The following is a 24,576-nucleotide window of genomic DNA, read 5'->3' on the forward strand; positions in this document are numbered from 1 at the left end:
GATGGCGATGAAAAAGTTGCTTATAGCGTCGCTGCTGTTTAGCAGCGCGACCGTATACGGTGCTGACGGGTTCGTAGTGAAGGACATTCATTTCGAAGGCTTGCAGCGAGTCGCTGTTGGTGCGGCCCTCCTCAGTATGCCAGTACGTCCTGGTGATACCATAACTGATGACGATATCAGTAATACCATCCGCGCTCTGTTTGCCACTGGCAACTTTGAGGATGTTCGCGTTCTGAGAGACGGCGATACGTTACTGGTTCAGGTGAAAGAGCGTCCAACGATTGCCAGCATCACCTTCTCCGGCAACAAGTCGGTGAAAGATGACATGCTCAAGCAGAACCTTGAAGCATCTGGCGTTCGCGTAGGTGAATCTCTTGACCGCACCACGCTTTCGGATATCGAAAAAGGGCTCGAAGACTTCTACTACAGCGTGGGTAAATACAGCGCGAGCGTAAAAGCCGTTGTCACCCCGCTGCCGCGTAACCGTGTCGACCTGAAACTGGTCTTCCAGGAAGGCGTCTCCGCGCAAATCCAGCAGATCAACATCGTGGGTAACCACGCGTTCAGCACAGAAGATCTTATCTCGAACTTCCAGCTGCGTGATGAAGTGCCGTGGTGGAACGTAGTGGGCGATCGCAAATATCAGAAACAGAAACTGGCGGGCGACCTTGAAACCCTGCGCAGCTACTATCTGGATCGCGGTTACGCACGTTTCAACATCGACTCCACGCAGGTGAGCCTGACGCCTGATAAAAAAGGCATCTACATCACCGTTAACGTGACGGAAGGCGATCAGTACAAACTCGATAGCGTACAGGTGAGCGGTAATCTGGCCGGGCACTCCGCTGAAATCGAAGCGCTGACTAAAATCGAGCCGGGCGAGCTGTATAACGGCACCAAAGTGACCAAAATGGAAGATGATATTAAAAAGCTTCTGGGTCGCTATGGTTACGCTTATCCGCGCGTTCAGTCTCAGCCGGAAATCAACGATGCGGATAAAACCGTTAAGCTGCATGTGAACGTTGATGCGGGTAACCGTTTCTACGTGCGCAAAATCCGCTTTGAAGGTAACGACACTTCCAAAGATGCCGTTCTGCGTCGCGAAATGCGTCAGATGGAAGGGGCATGGCTGGGCAGCGATTTAGTTGACCAGGGTAAAGAGCGTCTGAACCGTCTGGGTTACTTCGAAACCGTCGATACCGACACCCAACGCGTTCCGGGTAGCCCGGACCAGGTGGATGTGGTTTACAAGGTGAAAGAGCGTAACACCGGTAGCTTCAACTTCGGTATTGGTTACGGTACAGAAAGCGGCGTCAGCTTCCAGGTTGGCGTACAGCAGGATAACTGGTTAGGTACGGGCTACTCCGTGGGTATCAACGGGACCAAGAACGACTACCAGACCTATTCTGAGTTTTCTGTGACCAACCCGTACTTTACGGTCGATGGCGTGAGCCTCGGCGGTCGTATCTTCTACAATGACTTTAAAGCAGATGATGCGGACCTCTCCTCCTACACCAACAAAAGTTATGGTGTAGATGGCACGCTGGGCTTCCCGATCAACGAATACAACACGCTGCGTGCGGGTCTGGGCTATGTCCATAACGACCTGTCTAACATGCAGCCGCAGGTAGCGATGAACCGTTATCTGGATTCTATTGGTCAGAATGCCAGCACGACGTCTGATGATAATAACTTCTCGGCGGATGACTTCACCTTCAACTATGGTTGGACGTATAACAAACTGGACCGCGGCTACTTCCCGACGGACGGTTCGCGCGTTAACCTGAACGGTAAGGTCACGATTCCGGGCTCTGATAACGAGTTCTATAAAGTCACGCTGGATACCGCGTCCTACTTCCCAATTGATGACGACCACAAGTGGGTTGTTCTGGGTCGTACGCGTTGGGGTTACGGTGATGGCCTGGGCGGCAAAGAATTGCCGTTCTATGAAAACTTCTATGCCGGTGGTTCCAGCACTGTGCGTGGCTTCCAGTCGAACAACATCGGTCCTAAAGCCGCTTACTATGGCCCTGGCACCGATAACTGCGAAGTGACTAAAGACGGTAAGCCAGGCATCTGTGATTCAGATGATGCAGTCGGCGGTAACGCCATGGCTGTTGCCAGCATGGAACTGATTGTACCTACGCCGTTTGTGAGCGATAAATACGCGAACTCTATTCGTACTTCTGTCTTCTGGGATGCGGGTACCGTGTGGGATACTAACTGGAAAGACACTGCAGAAACGCGTGCTGCGGGGATCCCTGACTACAGCGATCCAAGCAACATCCGTATGTCTGCGGGTATCGCATTACAATGGATGTCCCCATTGGGGCCGTTGGTCTTCTCCTACGCCCAGCCGTTCAAGAAATACGATGGAGACAAAGCCGAGCAGTTCCAGTTTAACATTGGTAAAACCTGGTAATTGCTCACTTGCAAAGGAATGCAGTGCAGTGTAGTGACGCTGTATAGGCATAGCGTTAAGTGGCCTTCGGGCCACATAAAAAACGGTACCTTCGGGTACGCATGGGATGGTAAGGAGTTTTATTGTGAAAAAGTGGTTAGTAGCTGCAGGTTTAGGTTTAGCAATGGCTGCGTCTGCTCAGGCAGCAGATAAAATCGCAATTGTTAACATGGGCAACCTGTTCCAACAAGTTGCACAGAAAACCGGTGTTTCCAGCACGCTGGAAAATGAGTTCAAAGGCCGTGCCGGTGAACTTCAGCGTATGGAAGGCGACCTGCAGTCTAAAATGCAGCGTCTGCAGTCCATGAAAGCAGGTGCAGATCGCACCAAGCTGGAAAAAGACATCACTTCTCAGCGCCAGACTTTCGCTCAGAAAGCCCAGGCATTTGAGCAGGATCGTCAGCGTCGCACCAACGAAGAGCGCGGCAAACTGGTTACTCGTATCCAGACTGCGGTGAAATCTGTTGCAAACAGCCAGAGCATCGACCTGGTTGTTGACGCTAACGCCGTTGCATTCAACAGCAGCGATGTTAAAGACATCACCGCTGATGTACTGAAACAGGTTAAATAAGTAATGCCTTCAATTCGACTGGCTGATCTCGCGCAGCAGTTGGATGCGGAATTACACGGTGATGGCGATATCGTCATCACCGCTGTCGCGTCCATGCAATCCGCGACCACAGGCCATATTACGTTCATGGTGAATCCTAAATACCGTGAGCACCTGGCCGCTTGCCAGGCCTCTGCCGTTGTCATGACCGCAGACGATCTTCCTTTTGCCAAAAGCGCGGCGCTGGTAGTGAAGAATCCCTACCTGACTTACGCCCGTATGGCCCAAATTTTAGATACCACGCCGCAACCGGCGCAGGATATCGCACCCAGCGCAGTCATCGATCCTACGGCGACGCTCGGCAAAAACGTCTCTATCGGCGCGAACGCGGTGATTGAATCTGACGTTGTGCTTGGCGATAACGTGGTGATTGGCGCAGGCTCTTTCGTCGGTAAAAAGACGAAAATCGGAGCCGGCTCGCGTCTGTGGGCAAACGTCAGCATTTACCACGACATCGAGATCGGTGAGAATTGCCTGATCCAGTCCAGCACTGTGATCGGCGCGGATGGTTTTGGTTATGCCAACGATCGCGGTAACTGGGTGAAGATCCCACAATTAGGTCGCGTAATTATTGGCGATCGCGTGGAGATTGGCGCCTGTACCACCATTGACCGTGGCGCACTTGACGATACGGTAATCGGCAACGGTGTTATCATTGATAACCAGTGTCAGATTGCGCACAACGTGGTGATTGGCGACAATACCGCCGTCGCCGGTGGCGTCATTATGGCAGGTAGCCTGAAAATTGGCCGTTACTGCATGATTGGCGGCGCCAGCGTCATTAACGGACACATGGAAATTTGCGACAAGGTGACAGTAACCGGAATGGGCATGGTGATGCGCCCGATTACTGAGCCTGGCGTCTATTCTTCTGGTATTCCGCTTCAGCCGAATAAGGCGTGGCGTAAGACAGCAGCATTGGTGATGAATATTGATGATATGAGCAAGCGCCTGAAAGCTGTAGAGCGCAAGATCAATCAACAAGACTAAACAGTCACCCACATTGGATTGTCGCCGAATTGACAGGGCTGAGCCTTGTGATGACGGAGCGACATTTATCGGCCTGTCGGCTTTCTGAAAATCCGGCAGGCCGTGTTATTATTGCCATTCAGTATATTTTGACAGGAAGAGTATTTTGACTACCGACACTCATACTCTGCACATTGAAGAGATTTTAGAACTTCTGCCGCACCGTTACCCGTTCTTACTGGTTGACCGCGTGCTGGATTTTGAAGAAGGTCGTTTTCTGCGCGCAGTGAAAAACATTTCCGTAAATGAGCCGTTTTTCCAGGGGCACTTCCCTGGTAAGCCGATTTTACCTGGCGTGCTGATTCTGGAAGCGATGGCGCAGGCGACCGGTATCCTGGCGTTCAAAAGCGTAGGTAAACTGGAACCCGGCGAACTTTACTACTTCGCAGGTATCGACGAAGCGCGCTTCAAGCGCCCGGTTGTGCCTGGCGATCAGATGATTATGGAAGTCACCTTCGAGAAAACCCGTCGCGGCCTGACTCGCTTTAAAGGCGTTGCGCTGGTTGACGGCAAGGTTGTTTGCGAAGCGACTATGATGTGTGCGCGTAGCCGGGAGGCCTGATCCGTGATTGATAAAACCGCCTTTATCCATCCTACCGCCATTGTTGAAGACGGTGCCGTTATCGGCGCTAACGTTCACATTGGCCCGTTTTGTATTGTGGGGTCCAACGTCGAAATCGGCGAAGGTACCGTACTGAAGTCTCACGTTGTTGTTAACGGCATCACCAAAATTGGCCGTGATAACGAGATTTATCAGTTCGCCTCCATCGGTGAAGTGAACCAGGATCTGAAATATGCTGGCGAACCTACCCGTGTGGAGATTGGCGATCGCAACCGCATTCGCGAAAGCGTCACCATTCATCGTGGCACAGTACAGGGCGGTGGATTGACGAAGGTGGGTAGCGATAACCTGCTGATGATCAACGCGCACGTTGCGCATGATTGCCAGCTTGGCGATCGCTGCATCCTTGCCAACAACGCCACGTTGGCAGGCCACGTTACGCTCGACGACTACGTCATTATCGGCGGTATGACCGCGGTCCATCAGTTCTGCATCATTGGTGCGCACGTGATGGTTGGCGGTTGTTCCGGCGTTGCGCAGGACGTTCCACCGTTCGTGATTGCGCAGGGCAACCATGCCACGCCGTTTGGGGTGAACATCGAAGGTCTGAAACGTCGCGGCTTTAGCCGTGAGGCGATTACTGCTATCCGTAACGCGTACAAGGCACTGTATCGTAATGGTAAAACGCTGGATGAAGCGAAAGCTGAAATCGCTGCACTGGCTGAGCAGTACCCGGAAGTTAAAGCGTTTACGGAATTCTTCGCGCGTTCAACTCGCGGTCTGATTCGTTAATGACTGAGCAGCGTCCATTAACGATTGCCCTGGTCGCCGGAGAAACTTCCGGCGATATTCTTGGCGCAGGCCTGATCCGTGCCCTAAAAGCCCGGGTTCCTGATGCGCGGTTTGTCGGCGTTGCCGGCCCGCGTATGCAGGCTGAAGGCTGTGAAGCCTGGTATGAGATGGAAGAGCTGGCGGTGATGGGGATTGTCGAAGTCCTCGGGCGCTTGCGTCGTCTGTTACACATTCGTGCCGATCTCACAAAGCGTTTTACTGCGCTGCAACCCGATGTTTTCGTCGGCATTGATGCCCCGGATTTCAACATCACGCTTGAGGGCAACCTGAAGAAGCAGGGCATTAAAACCATTCACTATGTCAGCCCGTCCGTCTGGGCCTGGCGACAGAAACGCGTTTTCAAAATAGGCAGAGCCACCGACCTGGTGCTCGCATTTCTGCCTTTCGAAAAAGCGTTTTACGACAAATTTAACGTTCCCTGCCGCTTTATTGGACACACCATGGCCGACGCCATGCCGCTGGACCCCGATAAAAATGCGGCGCGAGATGTACTGGGTATTCCGCACGATGCGCACTGTCTGGCCTTGCTGCCGGGCAGCCGCGGCGCGGAAGTGGAAATGCTCAGCGCTGATTTTCTGAAAACGGCGCAAATCCTGCGTCATCACTATCCGGATCTCGAAGTGGTGGTCCCGCTGGTGAATGCCAAACGCCGTGAACAGTTCGAACGCATTAAGGCCGAGGTTGCGCCGGATCTCCACGTTCACCTGCTGGATGGCATGGGGCGTGAAGCGATGGTGGCCAGCGATGCGGCACTGCTGGCTTCAGGTACGGCGGCGCTGGAATGCATGCTGGCGAAATGCCCGATGGTGGTGGGTTATCGTATGAAACCCTTCACTTTCTGGCTGGCGGAACGGTTGGTCAAAACTGATTATGTGTCGCTGCCAAACCTGCTTGCCGGGCGCGAGCTGGTGAAAGAACTGTTGCAGGATGAATGCCAGCCGCAGGCGCTTGCTGATGCGCTGCTGCCGCTGCTGGCGAATGGCAAAACCAGCCATGCGATGCACGACACTTTCCGCGAACTGCATTTGCAAATCCGCTGTAATGCCGATGAGCAGGCAGCTGACGCGGTTCTGGAGTTAGCACGATGATTGAATTTGTTTATCCGCACACCCATTTAGTGGCGGGTGTGGATGAAGTTGGCCGTGGCCCGCTGGTCGGCGCCGTGGTGACTGCGGCGGTGATCCTCGATCCCGCCCGCCCGATTATTGGGTTGAATGATTCTAAAAAGCTGAGCGAAAAACGCCGTCTGGCGCTGTTTGATGAAATCAAAGAGAAAGCGCTTTGCTGGAGCCTGGGCCGCGCAGAACCCCATGAAATCGACGAACTGAACATTTTGCATGCCACGATGCTGGCGATGCAGCGCGCTGTAGCGGGCTTGAGTATCGCGCCGGAATACGTGCTCATCGATGGCAACCGTTGCCCTGCGTTACCGATGCCTTCAATGGCGGTGGTGAAGGGCGACAGCCGGGTGGCGGAAATCAGCGCCGCATCTATCATTGCGAAAGTGACGCGCGACGCCGAAATGGCTGCCCTTGATGGTATATTTCCGCAGTACGGCTTTGCCCAGCACAAAGGTTACCCAACCGCTTTTCATCTGGAAAAGCTGGCAGAATACGGTGCCACCGAGCACCACCGACGCAGTTTTGGCCCGGTTAAACGGGCACTGGGTCTGGTATCCTGACTCTATCTACGCCCTCAGTAAGCAACGCGGGATCTAACAATGGCTGAACCACGTTTCGTACACCTTAGGGTGCACAGTGACTACTCCATGATCGATGGCCTGGCGAAAACGGCGCCGCTGGTGAAAAAGGCGGCGTCGTTAGGCCAGCCTGCACTGGCGATCACCGATTTCACCAACCTGTGTGGTCTGGTGAAGTTCTATGGTGCGGGCCATGGTGCGGGGATCAAACCGATCGTTGGGGCAGATTTCCACGTGCAGTGCGATCTGCTTGGCGATGAAATGACGCAGCTCACCGTGCTGGCGGCCAATAATACGGGCTACCAGAACCTGACACTGCTGATTTCGCGCGCCTATCAGCGTGGGTACGGCGCCGCGGGTCCGTGGATCGATCGTGACTGGCTGGTTGAACTGAAAGAGGGGCTGATCCTGCTCTCCGGTGGCCGCATGGGCGATGTCGGGCGCTGCCTGCTGCGTGGCAATGCGCAATTGGTTGAGGAGTGCGTCTCGTTCTATGAAGAACATTTCCCTGATTGCTATTTCCTCGAACTGATTCGTACCGGTCGTCCGGACGAAGAGTCTTATCTGCATGCCGCCGTTGAGCTGGCGGAAGCGCGTGGACTGCCGGTCGTGGCAACCAATGATGTCCGTTTCCTCGAAACCGGCGACTTTGACGCGCACGAAATTCGCGTCGCCATCCACGATGGCTTTACGCTCGATGACCCTAAACGCCCGCGTAACTATTCGCCGCAGCAGTATATGCGCAGCGAAGAGGAGATGTGCGAGCTGTTTGCCGACATCCCGGAAGCGCTGGAAAATACCGTAGAGATTGCCAAGCGCTGTAACGTTACGGTGCGTCTGGGTGAATACTTCCTGCCGCAATTCCCAACCGGCGATATGAGCACCGAAGACTTCCTGGTCGCCAAATCTCATGAGGGCCTGGAAGAGCGTCTGGCGTTTCTGTTCCCGGACGAGGAAGAGCGTAAAAAGCGTCGTCCGCCATATGATGAACGTCTGGAAACAGAACTTAAAGTTATCAACCAGATGGGCTTCCCCGGTTACTTCCTTATCGTAATGGAATTCATCCAGTGGTCGAAAGATAACGGCGTACCAGTCGGCCCGGGGCGAGGCTCCGGTGCGGGGTCTCTGGTGGCATACGCGCTGAAAATTACCGACCTCGACCCGCTGGAATTTGACCTGCTGTTCGAACGTTTCCTTAACCCGGAACGTGTCTCAATGCCTGACTTCGACGTTGACTTCTGTATGGAGAAACGCGACCGGGTTATCGATCACGTGGCGGAAATGTACGGCCGTGATGCGGTATCGCAGATCATCACCTTCGGTACAATGGCGGCAAAAGCGGTTATCCGTGACGTAGGGCGCGTACTGGGCCATCCGTACGGTTTCGTCGATCGTATCTCTAAACTGGTGCCGCCCGATCCAGGTATGACGCTGGCAAAAGCGTTTGAAGCAGAACCGCAACTGCCGGAAATCTACGAAGCGGACGAAGAAGTAAAAGCGCTGATCGACATGGCGCGTAAGCTGGAAGGGGTCACCCGTAACGCCGGTAAGCACGCCGGTGGTGTCGTGATTTCGCCAACAAAGATCACCGATTTTGCGCCACTTTATTGTGATGAAGCGGGTCAGCACCCGGTTACCCAGTTCGATAAAAGCGACGTTGAATACGCCGGGCTGGTGAAGTTCGACTTCCTTGGTTTGCGTACCCTGACTATCATCAACTGGGCGCTGGAGATGATCAACGCCCGCCGCGAGAAAAATGGCGAGCCCCCGCTGGATATTGCCGCCATCCCGCTGGATGACAAGAAAAGCTTCGACATGCTGCAACGCTCGGAAACCACGGCGGTATTCCAGCTTGAATCGCGCGGCATGAAAGACCTGATTAAACGTCTGCAACCTGACTGCTTCGAAGATATGATAGCCCTGGTGGCCCTGTTCCGTCCGGGCCCGCTGCAATCAGGGATGGTAGATAACTTTATCGACCGTAAGCATGGTCGCGAAGAAATTTCCTATCCGGACGTTCAGTGGCAGCACGAATGCCTGAAACCGGTTCTGGAGCCGACCTATGGCATCATCCTGTACCAGGAACAGGTGATGCAGATTGCCCAGGAACTCTCCGGCTATACCCTTGGCGGCGCGGATATGCTGCGTCGTGCGATGGGTAAGAAGAAGCCTGAAGAGATGGCCAAGCAGCGCGGCGCGTTTGAAGAAGGCGCGAAAAAACGCGGTGTTGACGGCGAACTGGCGATGAAAATCTTTGACCTGGTGGAGAAATTCGCCGGTTACGGGTTTAACAAATCTCACTCCGCCGCTTATGCGTTGGTCTCCTACCAGACGCTGTGGCTGAAAGCGCACTACCCGGCAGAGTTTATGGCGGCGGTAATGACCGCGGATATGGACAACACCGAGAAGGTGGTCGGGCTGGTGGATGAGTGCTGGCGCATGGGGCTGAAAATCCTGCCGCCAGACATTAACTCCGGTTTATATCATTTCCACGTTAATGATGACGGGGAAATCGTGTATGGTATCGGCGCGATTAAAGGCGTCGGTGAAGGGCCGATTGAGGCTATCATCGAAGCGCGTAACAATGGCGGCTATTTCCGCGAACTGTTCGACCTGTGCGCGCGCACTGATACCAAAAAGCTAAACCGTCGCGTGCTGGAAAAACTGATCATGTCCGGCGCGTTCGACCGGCTAGGCCCGCATCGCGCGGCGTTGATGAACTCGCTTGGCGATGCGTTGAAAGCGGCGGATCAACACGCGAAGGCGGAAGCCATCGGGCAGGCCGATATGTTTGGCGTGCTGGCGGAAGAGCCGGAACAAATTGAACAGTCCTACGCCAACTGCCAGCCGTGGCCGGAGCAGGTGGTGCTGGATGGTGAACGGGAAACGTTGGGTCTGTACCTGACGGGCCACCCGATCAATCAGTATTTAAAAGAAATTGAGCGCTATGTCGGAGGCTACAGGCTAAAAGACATGCATCCGACAGAACGTGGTAAAGTGACCACGGCTGCGGGGCTCGTCATTGCGGCGCGGGTAATGGTCACCAAGCGCGGCAATCGTATCGGCATCTGCACGCTGGATGACCGTTCCGGGCGTCTCGAAGTCATGTTGTTTACCGAGGCACTGGATAAATACCAGCATTTGCTGGAAAAAGACCGCATACTTATCGTCAGCGGACAGGTCAGCTTTGATGACTTCAGCGGCGGGCTTAAAATGATGGCCCGCGAAGTTATGGATATTGACGAAGCCCGGGAAAAATACGCTCGCGGGCTTGCTATCTCGCTGACGGACAGGCAAATTGATGACCAGCTTTTAAACCGACTCCGTCAGTCTCTGGAACCCCACCGCTCTGGGACAATTCCAGTACATCTCTACTATCAGAGGGCGGATGCACGTGCGCGGTTGCGTTTCGGTGCAACGTGGCGTGTCTCTCCGAGCGATCGTTTACTTAACGATCTGCGTGGCCTTATTGGTTCGGAGCAGGTGGAACTGGAGTTTGACTAATACAGGAATACTATGAGTCTGAATTTCCTTGATTTTGAACAGCCGATCGCAGAGCTGGAAGCGAAAATCGATTCTCTGACTGCGGTTAGCCGTCAGGATGAGAAACTGGATATTAACATCGACGAAGAAGTGCATCGTCTGCGTGAAAAAAGCGTAGAGCTGACGCGCAAAATCTTTGCCGATCTTGGCGCATGGCAGGTAGCCCAACTGGCGCGCCATCCGCAGCGCCCGTACACCCTGGATTATGTCCGCCTGGCGTTTGACGAATTTGACGAACTGGCCGGCGACCGCGCATATGCTGACGATAAAGCTATCGTGGGCGGGATCGCGCGTCTGGATGGACGTCCGGTGATGATCATTGGTCATCAGAAAGGGCGTGAAACCAAAGAGAAAATCCGTCGCAACTTCGGTATGCCAGCACCAGAAGGTTACCGTAAAGCCCTGCGTCTGATGGAGATGGCTGAGCGCTTCAAGATGCCGATCATCACGTTCATCGATACCCCGGGGGCGTACCCTGGCGTGGGCGCGGAAGAACGCGGTCAGTCTGAAGCGATTGCCCGTAACCTGCGTGAAATGTCACGTCTGAGCGTGCCGGTTATCTGTACCGTTATCGGTGAAGGTGGCTCCGGCGGTGCGCTGGCGATTGGCGTGGGTGATAAAGTGAATATGCTGCAGTACAGCACCTATTCGGTGATTTCACCGGAAGGTTGTGCGTCCATTCTGTGGAAAAGTGCGGACAAAGCCCCGCTGGCCGCAGAAGCGATGGGCATCATTGCCCCGCGCCTGAAAGAGCTGAAACTGATTGACTCTATCATTCCTGAACCGTTGGGCGGCGCCCACCGTAATCCGGAAGCCATGGCGGCATCACTGAAAGCACAACTGCTGGAAGATCTGGCCGATCTTGACGTGCTGAGCACAGACGACCTTAAAAATCGTCGTTATCAGCGCCTGATGAGCTACGGCTACGCGTAAATATGACTTTCCTGAAAAAGGCCACCCAGGGTGGCCTTTTTTATATCGCTCGACGTTCGATTATTTCTCTCCTGATTCGTACCTTATGAGTCCGTATCCAACCTGCTGTAATACTGCCATTTTGAGAATCTGATATTATAATAACTACGCTAAACTATAGCGTTATTTCGTTTTTTTTAAGGATGAAAACATTGAAAGTAATTCTGGGATTTGACCACCTGTTAATGCCGCGGGTTCTGGTGTTTTTTTACTGGATCGCGATGGTGATCGTGCTGGGGGCCGGTATATATAGCATGTTCACCGTAAGTCTCATCTCTGGCTTTTTTGGGATGATATTTAGCCTGATTGGCTGCCGAATGACCTTTGAATTGATCATGGTCGCGTTCAAGAATAACGAGTACTTACGTCGTATTGCTGAGAACTCGGAAAAAGCGAAAGCAGAATAATAACGATAGAGATGTAGATGCTTTCCCAAAAGGGCCGATGATTCGGTCCTTTTTCATTTCTGCGCTGCTGGATAGTGCGAATGATATTTGAGATGAATACATCTGTGCACAGCACTGGGCTGGTTGTTACTATGCTTATCTCAGGGATCCGTCAGGAGAAGCGCATGAATATCATCGCCATTATGGGGCCGCACGGCGTCTATTACAAAGATGAACCTATCAAGGAGCTGGAAAGTGCGCTGCTGGCGCAGGGCTTCAAAATTATCTGGCCACAAAACAGCGCAGACCTGCTGAAATTTATCGAACATAACCCGCGTATCTGCGGTGTTATCTTCGACTGGGATGAATACAATGTTGATTTGTGTAGCGACATCAATCAGCTAAACGAATATCTTCCGCTCTACGCCTTCATTAATACCCATTCGACGATGGATGTCAGCGTTCACGATCTGCGGATGGCGCTGTGGTTCTTTGAATATGCGCTGGGGCAGTCTGGTGATATTGCTACCCGCATCCGCCAGTACACCGATGAGTACCTCGATAACATTACGCCGCCGTTCACCAAGGCGCTGTTTACCTATGTGAATGAGGGTAAATACACCTTCTGTACGCCCGGTCATATGGCGGGAACGGCGTATCAAAAAAGCCCGATTGGTTGCCTGTTCTATGATTTCTTTGGCGCCAATACGCTGAAGGCGGATGTCTCGATTTCCGTCACCGAGCTGGGTTCGCTACTCGATCACACCGGCCCGCATCTGGAAGCGGAAGAGTACATCGCCCGTACTTTTGGTGCTGAACAAAGTTATATGGTGACCAACGGAACCTCAACATCGAACAAAATTGTCGGTATGTACGCCGCGCCAGCGGGCAGCACGTTGTTGATTGACCGTAACTGCCATAAATCGCTCGCCCATTTGCTGATGATGAGCGATGTGGTGCCATTGTGGCTGAAGCCGACGAGGAACGCGCTCGGTATTCTCGGGGGCATCCCGCGCCATGAATTTACCCGCGATAGCCTGCAACAAAAAGTGGATGCGACGAAAAACGCACAGTGGCCGGTGCATGCGGTGATCACGAATTCCACCTACGATGGCCTGCTGTATAACACCAACTGGATCAAGCAAACGCTGGATGTCCCGTCGATTCACTTCGACTCTGCATGGGTGCCGTATACTCACTTCCACCCGATATATCAGGGAAAAAGCGGCATGAGCGGCGATCGTGTGCCGGGGAAAGTGTTTTTCGAAACGCAGTCGACGCATAAAATGCTGGCCGCACTGTCACAGGCTTCGCTTATTCACATCAAAGGCGACTACGATGAAGATACCTTCAACGAAGCCTTTATGATGCACACCTCGACATCGCCGAGTTACCCGATTGTCGCCTCAATTGAAACGGCGGCGGCGATGCTGCGCGGCAACCCTGGTAAGCGACTGATCACCCGTTCGGTGGAGCGTGCGTTGCATTTCCGCAAAGAGGTTCAGCGGTTGCGTGAAGAGTCGGATAGCTGGTTCTTTGACATCTGGCAGCCAGAAGAGATCGACGAAGCAGAATGCTGGCCGGTCTCGCCGGGAGAAGACTGGCATGGATTTGCCGATGCCGACAGCGATCATATGTTCCTCGATCCGGTCAAAGTGACTATCCTGACGCCAGGTATGGACGAGCAGGGCAACATGAGCGACGAGGGTATTCCTGCCGCGCTGGTGGCGAAATATCTTGATGAGCACGGCGTGGTAGTGGAGAAAACCGGGCCCTATAACCTGCTGTTTCTCTTTAGCATCGGTATTGATAAAACCCGAGCAATGGGCCTGCTGCGCGGGTTAACGGAGTTTAAGCGCGCCTACGATCTTAATCTGCGGGTGAAAAACATGCTGCCGGATCTCTACGCGGAAGATCCGGATTTTTACCGCAATATGCGCATTCAGGATCTGGCGCAGGGGATCCACAAACTGATCCGCCAGCACGATCTGCCGCGTTTAATGCTGCGTGCGTTTGACGTGCTGCCGGAAATGAAGATGACGCCGCATCAGGCGTGGCAGCGTCAGATTAAAGGTGATGTTGAGACGGTGGCGCTGGAAGAGGTGGTGGGGCGCGTTTCGGCCAATATGATCCTGCCGTATCCGCCGGGCGTACCATTGTTGATGCCGGGTGAGATGATCACCGAAGAGAGCCGTGCGGTGCTCGATTTCCTGCTTATGCTGTGCTCGGTGGGGCGTCACTATCCGGGCTTTGAGACGGATATTCATGGTGCGAAACGTGATGAGAACGGTGTTTACCGGGTTCGAGTCTTAAAAAGCGGCGAAGAGGTTGCGCGTTAAGCCCCGGCACAGGTAACGTGTTGAAAACGATAAAGGAGCATAAGAATGTTGGGTTTAAAACGGATTCACCATATTGCCATTATTGCCACCGACTACGCGAAGAGTAAGGCCTTCTACTGCGACATTCTGGGGTTTACCCTGCAGAGCGAGTTTTATCGCGAAGAGCGCGATTCCTGGAAGGGCGATCTGGCGCTGAACGGGCAGTATGTGATTGAACTGTTTTCGTTCCCGTTTCCGCCTGCGCGTCCAAGTCGCCCGGAAGCCTGTGGCCTGCGTCATCTGGCCTTTAGCGTTGACGATCTCGATGCGGCGGTCGCGCATTTGCAGGCGCATGGCGTAACCTGCGAAGCGATTCGCGTTGATCCGTTTACGGACAAACGCTTTACCTTTTTTAATGACCCCGACGGCCTGCCGCTGGAACTGTACCAGCAGTAGGGCTTGCAACCCTGATCCCGGCCCGATAACGTGCCGGGCTTAGCCTTCTAGTGACAATATCATGACGACGCCTGCTTTTACTTCATCCCTTGAGCCTCACCGCCAGTTTCTGGTGGCCTTTAGTGGTGGTCTGGACTCCACGGTATTGCTGCATCAATTGGTATGCTGGCGGCAGGAAAATCCGTCCATCACGCTGCGGGCAATACATATTCACCACGGCTTGAGCCAGCACGCGGATGCCTGGGTTACGCATTGTGAGCAACAATGTTTAGCGTGGAATGTCCCGTTAGACGTTGTACGCGTGACGCTGGCGCAGGAAGGGCTGGGAATTGAAGCGCAGGCCCGGCAGGCGCGTTATCAGGCGTTCACTGAAGCGTTACAGGATGGCGAGGCGCTGGTTACGGCGCAGCATCTGGACGATCAGTGTGAAACCTTCCTGCTGGCGCTTAAACGCGGAAGCGGCCCGGCGGGGCTTTCTGCCATGCCTGCCCGTATGCCCTTTGCGAGCGGGTATCTGCTTCGTCCCTTGCTGAATGCGTCGCGTGCCTCACTGCTGGCATGGGCGCAAGTGCACCAGCTTTCGTGGATTGAAGATGAGAGCAATCAGGACGATGCCTACGATCGTAACTTCCTCCGTTTGCATATCGTACCACTGCTCAGCCAGCGCTGGCCGCATTTTGCGCAAGCCACGGCCCGTAGCGCGGCGCTCTGCGCTGAACAGGAGCAACTGCTGGATGAACTGTTGGCCGGGGAACTGACCCACCTGATGACACCGCAAGGCGCGCTGAGTTTGCCGCCGATGCAGGCTATGAGCGCGCCGCGCCGCGCCGCGTTGTTACGCCGTTGGCTGGCATTACATCATGCGGCGATGCCGTCGCGCGATATGCTGACGCGCATCTGGCAGGAAGTTGTCGAAGCGCGTGAGGACGCAGATCCGTGTCTGCGCCATGGCGATCACCAGATTCGTCGCTATCAGCAACAGCTCTGGTGGGTGAAAACGATCGTATCGCCGGGGGATAAAACGTTTCCCTGGCCTGATATTGCGCAGTACCTGAGTTTACCCGTGGGAAATGTGCGTTTGGTTTCGGGGGGCGATATCCGTCCACCGCGTGAAGATGAAACCGTCACTATTCGCTTTAAAGCCCCCGGCACGCTGCATATTGTGGGGCGCAATGGTGGTCGCAAGCTGAAAAAAATCTGGCAGGAACTGGGTGTTCCGCCGTGGCTACGCGATACCACGCCGCTGCTGTTTTATAACGATGTATTGATGGCAGCGGCGGGGCGGTTTGTGACACAGGAAGGGGCGATAACGCCAGGAACCGGTTTACAGCTGGAATGGAAAAAAACGGGCAGCTAAGTTGCCCGTTTTACAATTGACAAAGTGTGTTTTGTTTATGCCGGATGAGGCGCGAATACCTTGCCTGCCTATACAGTCTAGAAGAATTCAATGCATTATAGTTATCGTGTTGGCCTGATAAACGTAACGCATCAAGCAATTTATATATGCCAGCATCTCAAATGCCGGGATATTCCCGGCATTTTTCTGGTTAGTTGTAGTTGATTTTAACGATCAGGTCTTTCTGGAACGGACCATAGACCAGAGGGTCACCAGGTTTTTCGGTTAATTCGGCCTGGTAATCACGGGTTGCCATTGCTGCACTCTGACCTGGAATATAAGTGCTAAATAACTTGAACTGGTTAAATTCAATATCTTCTTGCGTTTTTTGATCGGTAATTCGCATGAGCAAGCCATTACCTATTTCCAGATGCGTGTTGTCATATAATGTATCTGAAGTAAAGAAATTGGTTGCAATATCAAATTGTTCGGTACAATCAGAAGCAATATCCTTTATTGTAGAAACGCTGAATACGGCCTTCGGTGGGAAAGTTGCAATAGAATTTGCAGCGATTTGCCCAAAATTGACTATCTGACTTTCCGGGGAAATACGGACATTGACACTACAGTCAAGGAATGAAATATTATCTAAGCCAGTAATCGCATAACGTAAATTTTTCGCGTTGGGAGCCAGGTTCGCTCCTCCTTCGCCGTCAAACTGGAGTACGTTGACTGTGCCAAAGTTAATTGTCTGATCACCTGCAGGGCGGCTTTTAAATTTTACATAGACACGAAAGTGAGCATTAAATGTCACACTTTTTTGAAGTGTGCTACCATTGCATACAGGGTCATGATAAATTCCACCATAGTATTGTTCATATTTATCCAGGCACCCATTAGTATCAATTCCTTCGTTTATCCCTTCATAGTCCATACCATTATAAGTGACACCAAAGGTTAGATATGGATTGTTAAGCATGTCGGTGCTGTTGATTGCAGGTAATTTAATCCAGGCATAAATGTTTTCTGTTGGATTGTTCCGCGTCCATCCTGTCGCATTGTCGCAATAAACAGTGATATTGACATCTCCGCTTTCCCAAATTTTTTGCCCCGGTTGCGCGTTCTCTGGAATTTTAAACGTTGGCAATGTTACGTTAATTGTATTAATGGGGTTTGAGGTTTTACTATTCTGATAGCAATCAACAGCAAAAGCTGAAACGTTAAAAAACAGGCAAAGAATCGCCAGTAGTCGAAAAAGCGTAATCATATTTTCCCCTTCTTCGCAGGAGTGCTTTGGCAGAGGGACTGGACGGAATTACATACCACTTTAAACATCTCCAGCCCGCCGTAGTCCGCCACAAAGCCTAACTGGAAGATAGAGGGCAGGTTGTTTAAGTGTTGAGTCGCAGAAGCAAATGGTGCCACCATAATACTGTCCGCACCGGGCATCAGTGTCTTGCCATTAGTGCCGATATAGCCGACAGTAATATGATAAGGCGTCGGGTTATTCAGGGTCAGCCCGGCGGCGGTGCGGGTAATCGTCACTTTTTGCAGAGGAACCATCTCTCCCTCTTTTAACTCAATCGCTTTCGGTCGCCAGAACAGTTTCAGACGGCTTTGCATGGCGATTTGCATGACATTCTGTTCTTTGGCACGCGGCGGAATTTCCCGCACGTTATAGTAGAACAGCGTTTCTCTGTCCTGTGGTAAGTTATTTAACGAGGCCAGCGCCATCAGGCGAATTTGTACTTGCTCATTGGCCTCGATACGTTCCATTGGGGGGAGCGTTGATATGTAATCGCGCGTTTTTTTACCACTGGCATCCTCAATCCACGACTGAGCCAAATAAGGATCGATTTTACTTTGGTTGGTCAGGCGAACCGTTGCACTTTTATTCGAAGCATTAAAAATGATGCGCGTCCTGTCGGGGGAGACTGTCGCCTGGGCGAAGTTGCAGATCCCCAGTAAACAAATCATTCCTGTTGCGGTTAATAGCGATTTCATTTTATTCATCCTGAATTAGTTGACTGTTTTACAAGGCAAAATAATGGCACTTTCGCTGATGTTACTTTGGTTAGGGGGAGTAATTTCGCAGGAGTTATCACCCCAGGTTAAACGCAGGGTGCTGTTTTCCTGAATCCCGCTGAGATAAACAAAGCCATCTTCCGCCACCAGGCCCACATCTTTACTTGTCGCTTTATCTGTGACATTCACCCCCAGTGGTGGGAAGCGCCCATTTTCCTGACGAATAACGCCGACGATTTGGTAACCGCTGGTTGCATTCAGTTTTGCGTAGCCGATGGCACCCTGTGTGAGCGTGGTACGAATAACCGAGTTTTCGACATCAACACCTTCTGGTAGATCGTTATTGTTCACCCGTAACATAGAGGTGGTGTAGTTCGATAACGAAGGTACAACGGCAATGCCCAGTCCGTTGGTAACGGTACGGTTAGAGTTGATTTCAACGCCGGAAATACCATCGGTATCGACCATCATGCGGGCGTTATCGCCATAGCTATAATCGTGAAGAGCGACACCATGACGCGTAGCAGTAAGTGAACCGTACCAGCCTGCGGTAACAGAATTATACTGATTCGGCTGCACACTGCCGTTAATGTTCAGACGTCCCCACGGTGAATAGTGCTGGTAGCTGCCACGCAACGTTGGTTCGCCATCGCGAATATTATCGTCCGTTGCTGACGCAGAAATGTTCCAGACATTGTTGCGATCCGACGAGTCATACCAGGAAATCATTTGCGAGGTGTTACTGCCATCCGTGCGCTGCATACTGTAGGAGATGTTGCGACTTTGCTGTAACGGCAGAGAGAAAGAGAAGTAATACTGATTTTCTTCGTCATCATCCCAGCGAATACGACTCACCGCCAGCGATGCGGAAATGCCCTTGAAATCGCCAATATCAAAGTTTTTGCTTACTGATATCGAGTAGTTGGTATTGCTAGGGCTGTCCCAATAAGTATTGCGTGTAACGTTGAGATAAGAGTTTAATTCCAGCGTTTCAAAATACTGATTCAAGGAAATAACATAACTTTCTTTTTCGTTATCGATTGACTCGTCACCATTACGTGAGTTGAGGTACTCATTCATTGACACGTAATTTTTATCAGAAAAGCGATAACCCGCGAAGGTAATCTGGCTGCCCGTTGATTCGAAATGTTTTGCATAGTTAAACCGATAGCTGTAACCACGCAAATTGTCGCTATGTTGTTGCTGTAAAGAGGCATCAGCTCCGGTGACATCGAAAGAAAGCGAACCAAATTGATTGAGATTAAAACCGATGCCAGTGGTGATCGCCTGGTAATCATCCGCAGTGAACATGCCGCCGCCATAGAGCGACACATTGTTCAGCCAGCCCCAGGAGGCTTCTGCCGTCCAGAAAAATGGGTTATTAATATCGTTATGTCCGACAGATGTTGGTTTTCCCAGCGACGTTTTGTAGCGTACTTGCCCTTTACGGGTTAAATAGGGGATGGAAGCGGAACCGACCTGAAAGGTATTGGTACGGCCATCTTCTTCTTCAACAGTGACATCCAGTTGACCCTGGAACGACTGGCCCAAATCAGAAATAGTAAAAGGGCCTGGCGCGACAGTGGTTTGATAAAGTACACGACCATTCTGTGCCACAGTTACTTTAGCGTTGGTCTGCGCGATGCCAGTAATTTGTGGCGCATAACCCTGTAAATCTGGCGGCAACATGCTTTCATCACTTTCCAGCGATGCGCCAGTAAAGTGGAAGGTATCGTAAAGATTGGAGCTCAGGTCGTACTGGCCCATAGTGAATTTTGACGACCAGGAGGGGATAGGGCGAAACAGATAAGTTCGCGCAAATTCGCTGTCGTGGTTTACCGAGCGGCCATCAGCAAAATTCTGATTGTATTGATAATCGCTACGCAAACGCCATGCGCCGAGGTTGAAACCTAAAGTACCGTAGGAACTGATATTTTGGGTGCTGTCTCCGTGATGTGGGTCGTACTGGCTGGCGTATACGTTATAGTCGAGGATAAATCCGGTGATACCGTCATCCCAAAATTCTGGCGGCGTCCAGTTTGTTGCCTGGTATTTCAACCATGCCTGGGGAATGCTAAGCGATAATATCATCGTAGATTTATCTAGCCGTGCAGATAATTCCTGTCGTTGACTTAAATCGAGACACTCGCTTCCAGCAGTGCTTTGTAATGATTCAATAAAGTCTGTATGCAGGCCAAAATTAATTAAATTTTCTCTAGTTAAGCAGAGTAATGAACCGCTTTCATTATCTGCTTTTACCCACTCCAGTATTAATGCTTTCGGTAATATATTCTTATTGATTTGCACTCGGACCAGATATTTACCTGGGCTTATGTAGCCTTTTTTCTCAAATCGCGAGAGATCAATGTTCGCACGATCTTCAACGTCAATCATATCAGCGTTGAACTCAACCGCTTGTGCAGGGAACGCTAATAACAGTGAGCATATAACACCAGAGCGGACATTTTTTCTAGTGATAGAGAATCTTTCTCGACTAAATGTGTTTTTAGTTTGCATAAAAATCCATTTTTACAATGTCCCAAACAGCCGATGAAATTTCATCGGCTTCCTAATCTGGTATTATTTACCATTCAATATGATTATTATTTGTAGTCGAGGACATAGTTTGTCTGTGCCTGGACGTTACCTGGTGTTGCATTTTTTGCCAGGGATTCCATGCGAGCTTTGAAGTTCAGCTCCTGGAATGAGTTGGTGGTAGGGAGATTGATAGTGATTGGAGTACCCAGAGTCACATCAGTGTTGTCAGCTTGTATCAGGCGAACACCAACACCTGATGCACTACCGATATTGCCATCAAGGGTGTTTTTCAGCAGGTTGGAGTCGGTTGTATCAACGCTGGCGGAACTAAAGGTAATTTTGACTTTATCGACTGTATTTGTGCCATCAGACAAAATGCAGTCCTGCAAATGGATTGTGATATCTACAGGTAGAGATTTTTGCCCACTGTTCAATACCGTGCTGGCAACTTCGCCAAGGTTAATGGTTTGATTTTCATCACCAGGAGCGATAGAACATGGAGCATCGATAACTTCGCCCTTAAAAGTAATTTTACCAGAACCCTGGCTAGAGTCTTCCGCCAGAGCATTAAATGCGACACCTGATAATAAGGCTGTTGCAAACATGGACAGAATTGTTTTTTTTAACATGATAATAATCCTTTATATTGGGTATTGATGGTTTAATATTTGAATTAATACAAGGTCTTTAATGATATTAAATTCGTGCGCAATCTTACTATAAACACTGCTGGTTTTACTTGTTATATTCTAAAAATGCATTTAAGATTTTCTTAAAATATACTATTTAGTTATGGGTTTCTTGCTTTTATGCATCATGGTATATTTAAGGGGGGGTATATTTTTTTATTAATTGATTCTTCATCTGCCAAGGCATTGTTGGCATGCAAGCGTTTGTTTTTTGTTGGTTTTAATAGGTTTTGTTTTGAGTTGTTGAGGTTTTTGGGAGTTATATACTGGGCTTGCATGGCACAAAGATGCATTTGTAAAAAGAATGCTTTTGTTGATGTGTTTTTTGTATATAATTAAATTATGTGAATGTTTGGCATGTTTGTGATCTCAACACTTTTATGATTGTATTTTTGAAGGTTATAAATGGAAATTTATCATATTTCAATTGAATGTGTTTAATGATCAGTGTATGCGTTTTTAACGCTGAATATAGAGGGTGTTTGAATTTTACGTATACAATGTTTTCGTGTTCTGCTTATGGTGGGCGGTATCCTGGTCATTTATAGTGATTAGATTATAGGGCGGTGATATTTGGAAGGCTGTGCAGTTTTTCAATAATAATAAAAATACTCCTGTTGCAGTGATGAATGTCTGAATGTCTGAATTTGTGTTAGTTAAATTCATTGTTGGGTGTAAGTAATCTGAAATTAATAACCACCCGCTTAGCGGGTGGTGTTGACTGTCAGGATTCACTCACCACGACCGTGCCGATTTGCGGATGGCTGAAGCTGGTAATGCGGTCGAGACGCACTTCGCGGCTCTCTCCGCCAGCTTCAACAACCAGATACTCCACGTTTTTACGCGAGAGCAGGTCACTGGCTTTCGCTTGCAGCACTTCGCCATCTTTAAGTTCCAGCGTCAGCACGAGGTGATGCTGGCAGGCGAGCTCGAGATTGTCATAGTCATCACAATTGATAGGTTGATAGGTCTCATTCATTGACATAATCGCTCACCAGTAAGTTTGCGGCCGCATAGGCCGCTTTTTCCCTGATCGACTCTGAAAGGGCGCTATCCGCCGCAACTTCGTTTAATACTTTCAGTACACAGCCCAGCGCATCCGGGATGTACCCTAAATCTCCGCTGGCAATTTCCGCATAGCGTTGACGAATCAACTCACAATAATTGTCCACATGCCCTCCTGTCAGCGTTCTGACTCAACCGTGGATGCAAGTTAAGCCTACGAAGATAAACTCTGTTTAGCAAGGTGACTATATCATACTCATTTAAGCATTATCAGCAGGATGAATGTCGGCTGCTGTAAATCCCGACAGCCTTTTACCGTTGATTTCGTTACAATGAGCGCCATTTTTACAGGAGCTAATATATGGCACTGAAAGCGACAATTTACAAGGCGGTGGTCAATGTGGCCGACATCGACCGCAACCAGTTTCTCGACGCGTCCCTGACGCTGGCGCAGCATCCGTCTGAAACGCAGGAACGCATGATGTTGCGTCTGCTGGCATGGATAAAATATGCCGATGAACGTCTTCAGTTCACCCGTGGCCTGAGCGCCGACGATGAACCGGAAATCTGGCTGCGTAACGACCATCTGGGCATTGATCTGTGGATAGAACTCGGCCTGCCGGACGAGCGCCGCATCAAGAAAGCGTGCAGCCTGGCGAAGGAGGTGGCGCTGTTCACCTATAACAGTCGCGCGGCTGAAATCTGGTGGCAACAAAATCAGAGCAAACTGGCGTCATTCGACAAACTGAGCGTCTGGTATCTGGATGACGAGCAGCTGGCGAAGCTCAGCGCCTTTGCCTCTCGCACCATGATGCTTCAGGCGACATTGCAGGAAGGCGCGATTTGGTTATCGGATGCTCAGAATAATCTGGAAATTCATTTTACGCCGTGGCAGCAACCGGCATGATTGTTCTCTCACGGGCGGTCAGTATCCCGGATGAAGAGATAACCATTACCGCCATCCGGGCGCAGGGGGCGGGGGGCCAGCACGTCAATAAGGCCTCGACGGCTATCCATTTGCGTTTCGATATCCGCGCTTCCAGCCTGCCGGACTATTATAAAGAGAAGCTGCTGGCTGCCAGTCACCACTTAATTTCTGCCGACGGTGTGTTTATCATTAAAGCGCAGGAGTATCGCAGTCAGGAGATGAACCGCGAAGCGGCGATTGCGCGACTGGTGGCTGTCATTAAGGAATTAACGGCAGAACAGAAAAGTCGTCGTGCAACCCGGCCAACGCGTGCATCCAAAGAACGCAGGCTGAATGCCAAAGCGCAAAAATCGAATGTAAAAACATTGCGTGGCAAGGTGAACTACTAACGACTGCGGACGTAATAAGAAATCAAAGAGGGAATTGATGGTGAAAAAAGCAATATTGACGATAGCGGCCGCCGGTATGCTGTTTGCACTGTTTGGGTGTAACAATCGTGCGGAAGTGGAAACACTGACGCCGACCCAAATGGCCGAGTTGAAGCCGATGCAGCAAAGCTGGCGCGGTATCTTACCTTGCGCCGACTGTGAAGGTATCGAAACCTCGCTGTTCCTCGCCAAAGACGGCACCTGGGTCATGAATGAACGTTATCAGGGCGTGACGAAAGAGCCGTCATCGTTCGCCAGCTATGGTACCTGGGCGCGTACCGCCGGGAAGCTGGTGTTAACCGACAGTAAAGGTGAGAAGTCCTGGTATCGGGTGAAAGGTGATAACCTGGAGATGCTCGACCAGGAAGGTAATCCAATTGAGTCCACGCTTAACTACACGCTGGCACCGGTGAAGGCGTGCCTGCCGACAACGCCAATGGCGATGCGCGGGATGTATTTCTACATGGCGGATGCGGCAATCTTTACCGATTGCGCCACGGGCAAGAAGATGGCGGTGGCCAGCAATGCGCAGTTAGAACGTGATTATGCGGTGGCGCGCGGCACGGAAACTAAGCCTGTACTGCTGGTGGTGGAAGGGCATTTCACCCTGGAAGCTAACCCGGATACGGGCGAGATGGTGAAAACGTTGCAACCGGATAGCAACACCAAATTTATTCCGGGGAAAGATTGTAACTGATCAAGCCTGTAGGTCGGGTAAGCGTAGCGCCACCCGACAAAA

At 51.2% G+C, this 24,576-nt stretch carries 22 protein-coding genes; 16 read left to right on the forward strand and 6 right to left on the reverse strand.

Going from position 1 to position 24,576, the window contains the following annotated elements; all coding sequences use genetic code 11:
- Position 1 precedes the first annotated feature (1 nt).
- The 13 genes from bamA (at position 2) to tilS (ending at position 16,245) form a co-directional block, all read left to right on the forward strand.
- Positions 2-2,422: an outer membrane protein assembly factor BamA gene (gene bamA / locus F0Q32_RS11580; protein ID WP_149463178.1), complete on the forward strand. Its 2,421-nt coding sequence runs from the start codon at positions 2-4 to the stop codon at positions 2,420-2,422.
- 124 nt (positions 2,423-2,546) lie between these two features.
- Positions 2,547-3,032: a molecular chaperone Skp gene (gene skp, locus F0Q32_RS11585; RefSeq protein ID WP_149463179.1), complete on the forward strand. Its 486-nt coding sequence runs from the start codon at positions 2,547-2,549 to the stop codon at positions 3,030-3,032.
- 3 nt (positions 3,033-3,035) lie between these two features.
- On the forward strand, positions 3,036-4,061 hold the full coding sequence (gene lpxD, locus F0Q32_RS11590; protein ID WP_149463180.1) for a UDP-3-O-(3-hydroxymyristoyl)glucosamine N-acyltransferase: 1,026 nt from the start codon (positions 3,036-3,038) through the stop codon (positions 4,059-4,061).
- Positions 4,062-4,206: 145 nt separating this feature from the next.
- Positions 4,207-4,662 carry a 3-hydroxyacyl-ACP dehydratase FabZ gene (fabZ, locus tag F0Q32_RS11595; RefSeq protein WP_015965836.1) on the forward strand — a complete coding sequence of 152 codons (456 nt, stop codon included), beginning with the start codon at positions 4,207-4,209 and terminating at the stop codon, positions 4,660-4,662.
- 3 nt (positions 4,663-4,665) lie between these two features.
- Positions 4,666-5,454 carry an acyl-ACP--UDP-N-acetylglucosamine O-acyltransferase gene (gene lpxA, locus F0Q32_RS11600; protein WP_149463181.1) on the forward strand — a complete coding sequence of 263 codons (789 nt, stop codon included), beginning with the start codon at positions 4,666-4,668 and terminating at the stop codon, positions 5,452-5,454.
- On the forward strand, positions 5,454-6,602 hold the full coding sequence (gene lpxB, locus F0Q32_RS11605) for a lipid-A-disaccharide synthase (protein ID WP_149463182.1): 1,149 nt from the start codon (positions 5,454-5,456) through the stop codon (positions 6,600-6,602). The genes lpxA and lpxB overlap by 1 nt, the downstream gene beginning before the upstream one ends.
- Positions 6,599-7,195 carry a ribonuclease HII gene (gene rnhB / locus F0Q32_RS11610; protein WP_149463183.1) on the forward strand — a complete coding sequence of 199 codons (597 nt, stop codon included), beginning with the start codon at positions 6,599-6,601 and terminating at the stop codon, positions 7,193-7,195. Before lpxB ends, rnhB begins: the two co-directional genes overlap by 4 nt.
- A 39-nt stretch (positions 7,196-7,234) precedes the next feature.
- Positions 7,235-10,717 carry a DNA polymerase III subunit alpha gene (gene dnaE / locus F0Q32_RS11615; RefSeq protein WP_149463184.1) on the forward strand — a complete coding sequence of 1,161 codons (3,483 nt, stop codon included), beginning with the start codon at positions 7,235-7,237 and terminating at the stop codon, positions 10,715-10,717.
- A gap of 12 nt (positions 10,718-10,729) precedes the next feature.
- Positions 10,730-11,689: an acetyl-CoA carboxylase carboxyl transferase subunit alpha gene (accA, locus tag F0Q32_RS11620; protein WP_149463185.1), complete on the forward strand. Its 960-nt coding sequence runs from the start codon at positions 10,730-10,732 to the stop codon at positions 11,687-11,689.
- 191 nt (positions 11,690-11,880) lie between these two features.
- Positions 11,881-12,135, forward strand: a complete 255-nt coding sequence (locus F0Q32_RS11625) for a DUF4282 domain-containing protein (RefSeq protein ID WP_149463186.1) — start codon at positions 11,881-11,883, stop codon at positions 12,133-12,135.
- 164 nt (positions 12,136-12,299) lie between these two features.
- Complete coding sequence (gene ldcC, locus F0Q32_RS11630) at positions 12,300-14,453, forward strand: lysine decarboxylase LdcC (protein ID WP_149463187.1); 2,154 nt, start codon at positions 12,300-12,302, stop codon at positions 14,451-14,453.
- Positions 14,454-14,498: 45 nt separating this feature from the next.
- Positions 14,499-14,888 (forward strand): VOC family protein, encoded by a 390-nt coding sequence (locus F0Q32_RS11635; RefSeq protein WP_149463188.1) that lies wholly within the window; start codon positions 14,499-14,501, stop codon positions 14,886-14,888.
- 61 nt (positions 14,889-14,949) lie between these two features.
- Entirely contained in the window at positions 14,950-16,245 is a 1,296-nt protein-coding gene (gene tilS, locus F0Q32_RS11640) for a tRNA lysidine(34) synthetase TilS (RefSeq protein WP_149463189.1), read from the forward strand.
- A gap of 190 nt (positions 16,246-16,435) precedes the next feature.
- On the opposite strand, the gene F0Q32_RS11645 is transcribed toward tilS, so the two are convergent.
- The 6 genes from F0Q32_RS11645 to F0Q32_RS11670 form a co-directional block, all read right to left on the reverse strand.
- Positions 16,436-17,491 carry a pilus assembly protein gene (locus F0Q32_RS11645; RefSeq protein WP_149463190.1) on the reverse strand — a complete coding sequence of 352 codons (1,056 nt, stop codon included), beginning with the start codon at positions 17,489-17,491 and terminating at the stop codon, positions 16,436-16,438.
- A complete protein-coding gene (locus tag F0Q32_RS11650) occupies positions 17,488-18,228 on the reverse strand; it encodes a molecular chaperone (RefSeq protein WP_149463191.1) in 741 nt (246 codons plus the stop codon). Before F0Q32_RS11650 ends, F0Q32_RS11645 begins: the two co-directional genes overlap by 4 nt.
- A gap of 15 nt (positions 18,229-18,243) precedes the next feature.
- Positions 18,244-20,766 carry a fimbria/pilus outer membrane usher protein gene (locus tag F0Q32_RS11655; protein WP_149463192.1) on the reverse strand — a complete coding sequence of 841 codons (2,523 nt, stop codon included), beginning with the start codon at positions 20,764-20,766 and terminating at the stop codon, positions 18,244-18,246.
- Positions 20,767-20,852: 86 nt separating this feature from the next.
- Positions 20,853-21,416, reverse strand: coding sequence for a fimbrial-like protein (locus tag F0Q32_RS11660; protein WP_149463193.1), 564 nt, complete (start codon positions 21,414-21,416; stop codon positions 20,853-20,855).
- Positions 21,417-22,200: 784 nt separating this feature from the next.
- A complete protein-coding gene (gene rof, locus F0Q32_RS11665) occupies positions 22,201-22,461 on the reverse strand; it encodes a Rho-binding antiterminator (protein WP_149463194.1) in 261 nt (86 codons plus the stop codon).
- A complete protein-coding gene (locus tag F0Q32_RS11670) occupies positions 22,448-22,648 on the reverse strand; it encodes a YaeP family protein (protein ID WP_015965826.1) in 201 nt (66 codons plus the stop codon). The genes rof and F0Q32_RS11670 overlap by 14 nt, the downstream gene beginning before the upstream one ends.
- Positions 22,649-22,842: 194 nt before the next feature.
- Here F0Q32_RS11670 and F0Q32_RS11675 point away from each other — a divergent pair, with 194 nt between their 5' ends.
- From F0Q32_RS11675 to nlpE, 3 genes are read left to right on the forward strand one after another with little or no spacing between them, the layout of a single operon-like run.
- Positions 22,843-23,388: a YaeQ family protein gene (locus tag F0Q32_RS11675; protein WP_149463195.1), complete on the forward strand. Its 546-nt coding sequence runs from the start codon at positions 22,843-22,845 to the stop codon at positions 23,386-23,388.
- Positions 23,385-23,798 carry an alternative ribosome rescue aminoacyl-tRNA hydrolase ArfB gene (gene arfB, locus F0Q32_RS11680; RefSeq protein WP_015965824.1) on the forward strand — a complete coding sequence of 138 codons (414 nt, stop codon included), beginning with the start codon at positions 23,385-23,387 and terminating at the stop codon, positions 23,796-23,798. Before F0Q32_RS11675 ends, arfB begins: the two co-directional genes overlap by 4 nt.
- A gap of 37 nt (positions 23,799-23,835) precedes the next feature.
- Positions 23,836-24,534, forward strand: coding sequence for an envelope stress response activation lipoprotein NlpE (gene nlpE / locus F0Q32_RS11685; protein WP_370516877.1), 699 nt, complete (start codon positions 23,836-23,838; stop codon positions 24,532-24,534).
- Positions 24,535-24,576 lie beyond the last annotated feature (42 nt).

The sequence above is a fragment of the Pseudocitrobacter sp. 73 genome, assembly GCF_008369545.1.
Taxonomy (GTDB): domain Bacteria; phylum Pseudomonadota; class Gammaproteobacteria; order Enterobacterales; family Enterobacteriaceae; genus Pseudocitrobacter; species Pseudocitrobacter vendiensis.

Bases quoted from the DNA above. Each gene is read 5' to 3' on its own strand.
- lpxD (WP_149463180.1), top strand. From the start codon at position 3,036: ATGCCTTCAATTCGACTGGCTGATCTCGCGCAGCAGTTGGATGCGGAA.
- F0Q32_RS11675 (WP_149463195.1), top strand. From the start codon at position 22,843: ATGGCACTGAAAGCGACAATTTACAAGGCGGTGGTCAATGTGGCCGAC.
- tilS (WP_149463189.1), top strand. From the start codon at position 14,950: ATGACGACGCCTGCTTTTACTTCATCCCTTGAGCCTCACCGCCAGTTT.
- F0Q32_RS11650 (WP_149463191.1), bottom strand. From the start codon at position 18,228: ATGAAATCGCTATTAACCGCAACAGGAATGATTTGTTTACTGGGGATC.
- rnhB (WP_149463183.1), top strand. From the start codon at position 6,599: ATGATTGAATTTGTTTATCCGCACACCCATTTAGTGGCGGGTGTGGAT.
- arfB (WP_015965824.1), top strand. From the start codon at position 23,385: ATGATTGTTCTCTCACGGGCGGTCAGTATCCCGGATGAAGAGATAACC.
- bamA (WP_149463178.1), top strand. From the start codon at position 2: ATGGCGATGAAAAAGTTGCTTATAGCGTCGCTGCTGTTTAGCAGCGCG.
- dnaE (WP_149463184.1), top strand. From the start codon at position 7,235: ATGGCTGAACCACGTTTCGTACACCTTAGGGTGCACAGTGACTACTCC.
- accA (WP_149463185.1), top strand. From the start codon at position 10,730: ATGAGTCTGAATTTCCTTGATTTTGAACAGCCGATCGCAGAGCTGGAA.
- F0Q32_RS11635 (WP_149463188.1), top strand. From the start codon at position 14,499: ATGTTGGGTTTAAAACGGATTCACCATATTGCCATTATTGCCACCGAC.
- lpxB (WP_149463182.1), top strand. From the start codon at position 5,454: ATGACTGAGCAGCGTCCATTAACGATTGCCCTGGTCGCCGGAGAAACT.
- ldcC (WP_149463187.1), top strand. From the start codon at position 12,300: ATGAATATCATCGCCATTATGGGGCCGCACGGCGTCTATTACAAAGAT.
- F0Q32_RS11655 (WP_149463192.1), bottom strand. From the start codon at position 20,766: ATGCAAACTAAAAACACATTTAGTCGAGAAAGATTCTCTATCACTAGA.
- nlpE (WP_370516877.1), top strand. From the start codon at position 23,836: ATGGTGAAAAAAGCAATATTGACGATAGCGGCCGCCGGTATGCTGTTT.
- F0Q32_RS11645 (WP_149463190.1), bottom strand. From the start codon at position 17,491: ATGATTACGCTTTTTCGACTACTGGCGATTCTTTGCCTGTTTTTTAAC.
- rof (WP_149463194.1), bottom strand. From the start codon at position 22,461: ATGTCAATGAATGAGACCTATCAACCTATCAATTGTGATGACTATGAC.
- F0Q32_RS11660 (WP_149463193.1), bottom strand. From the start codon at position 21,416: ATGTTAAAAAAAACAATTCTGTCCATGTTTGCAACAGCCTTATTATCA.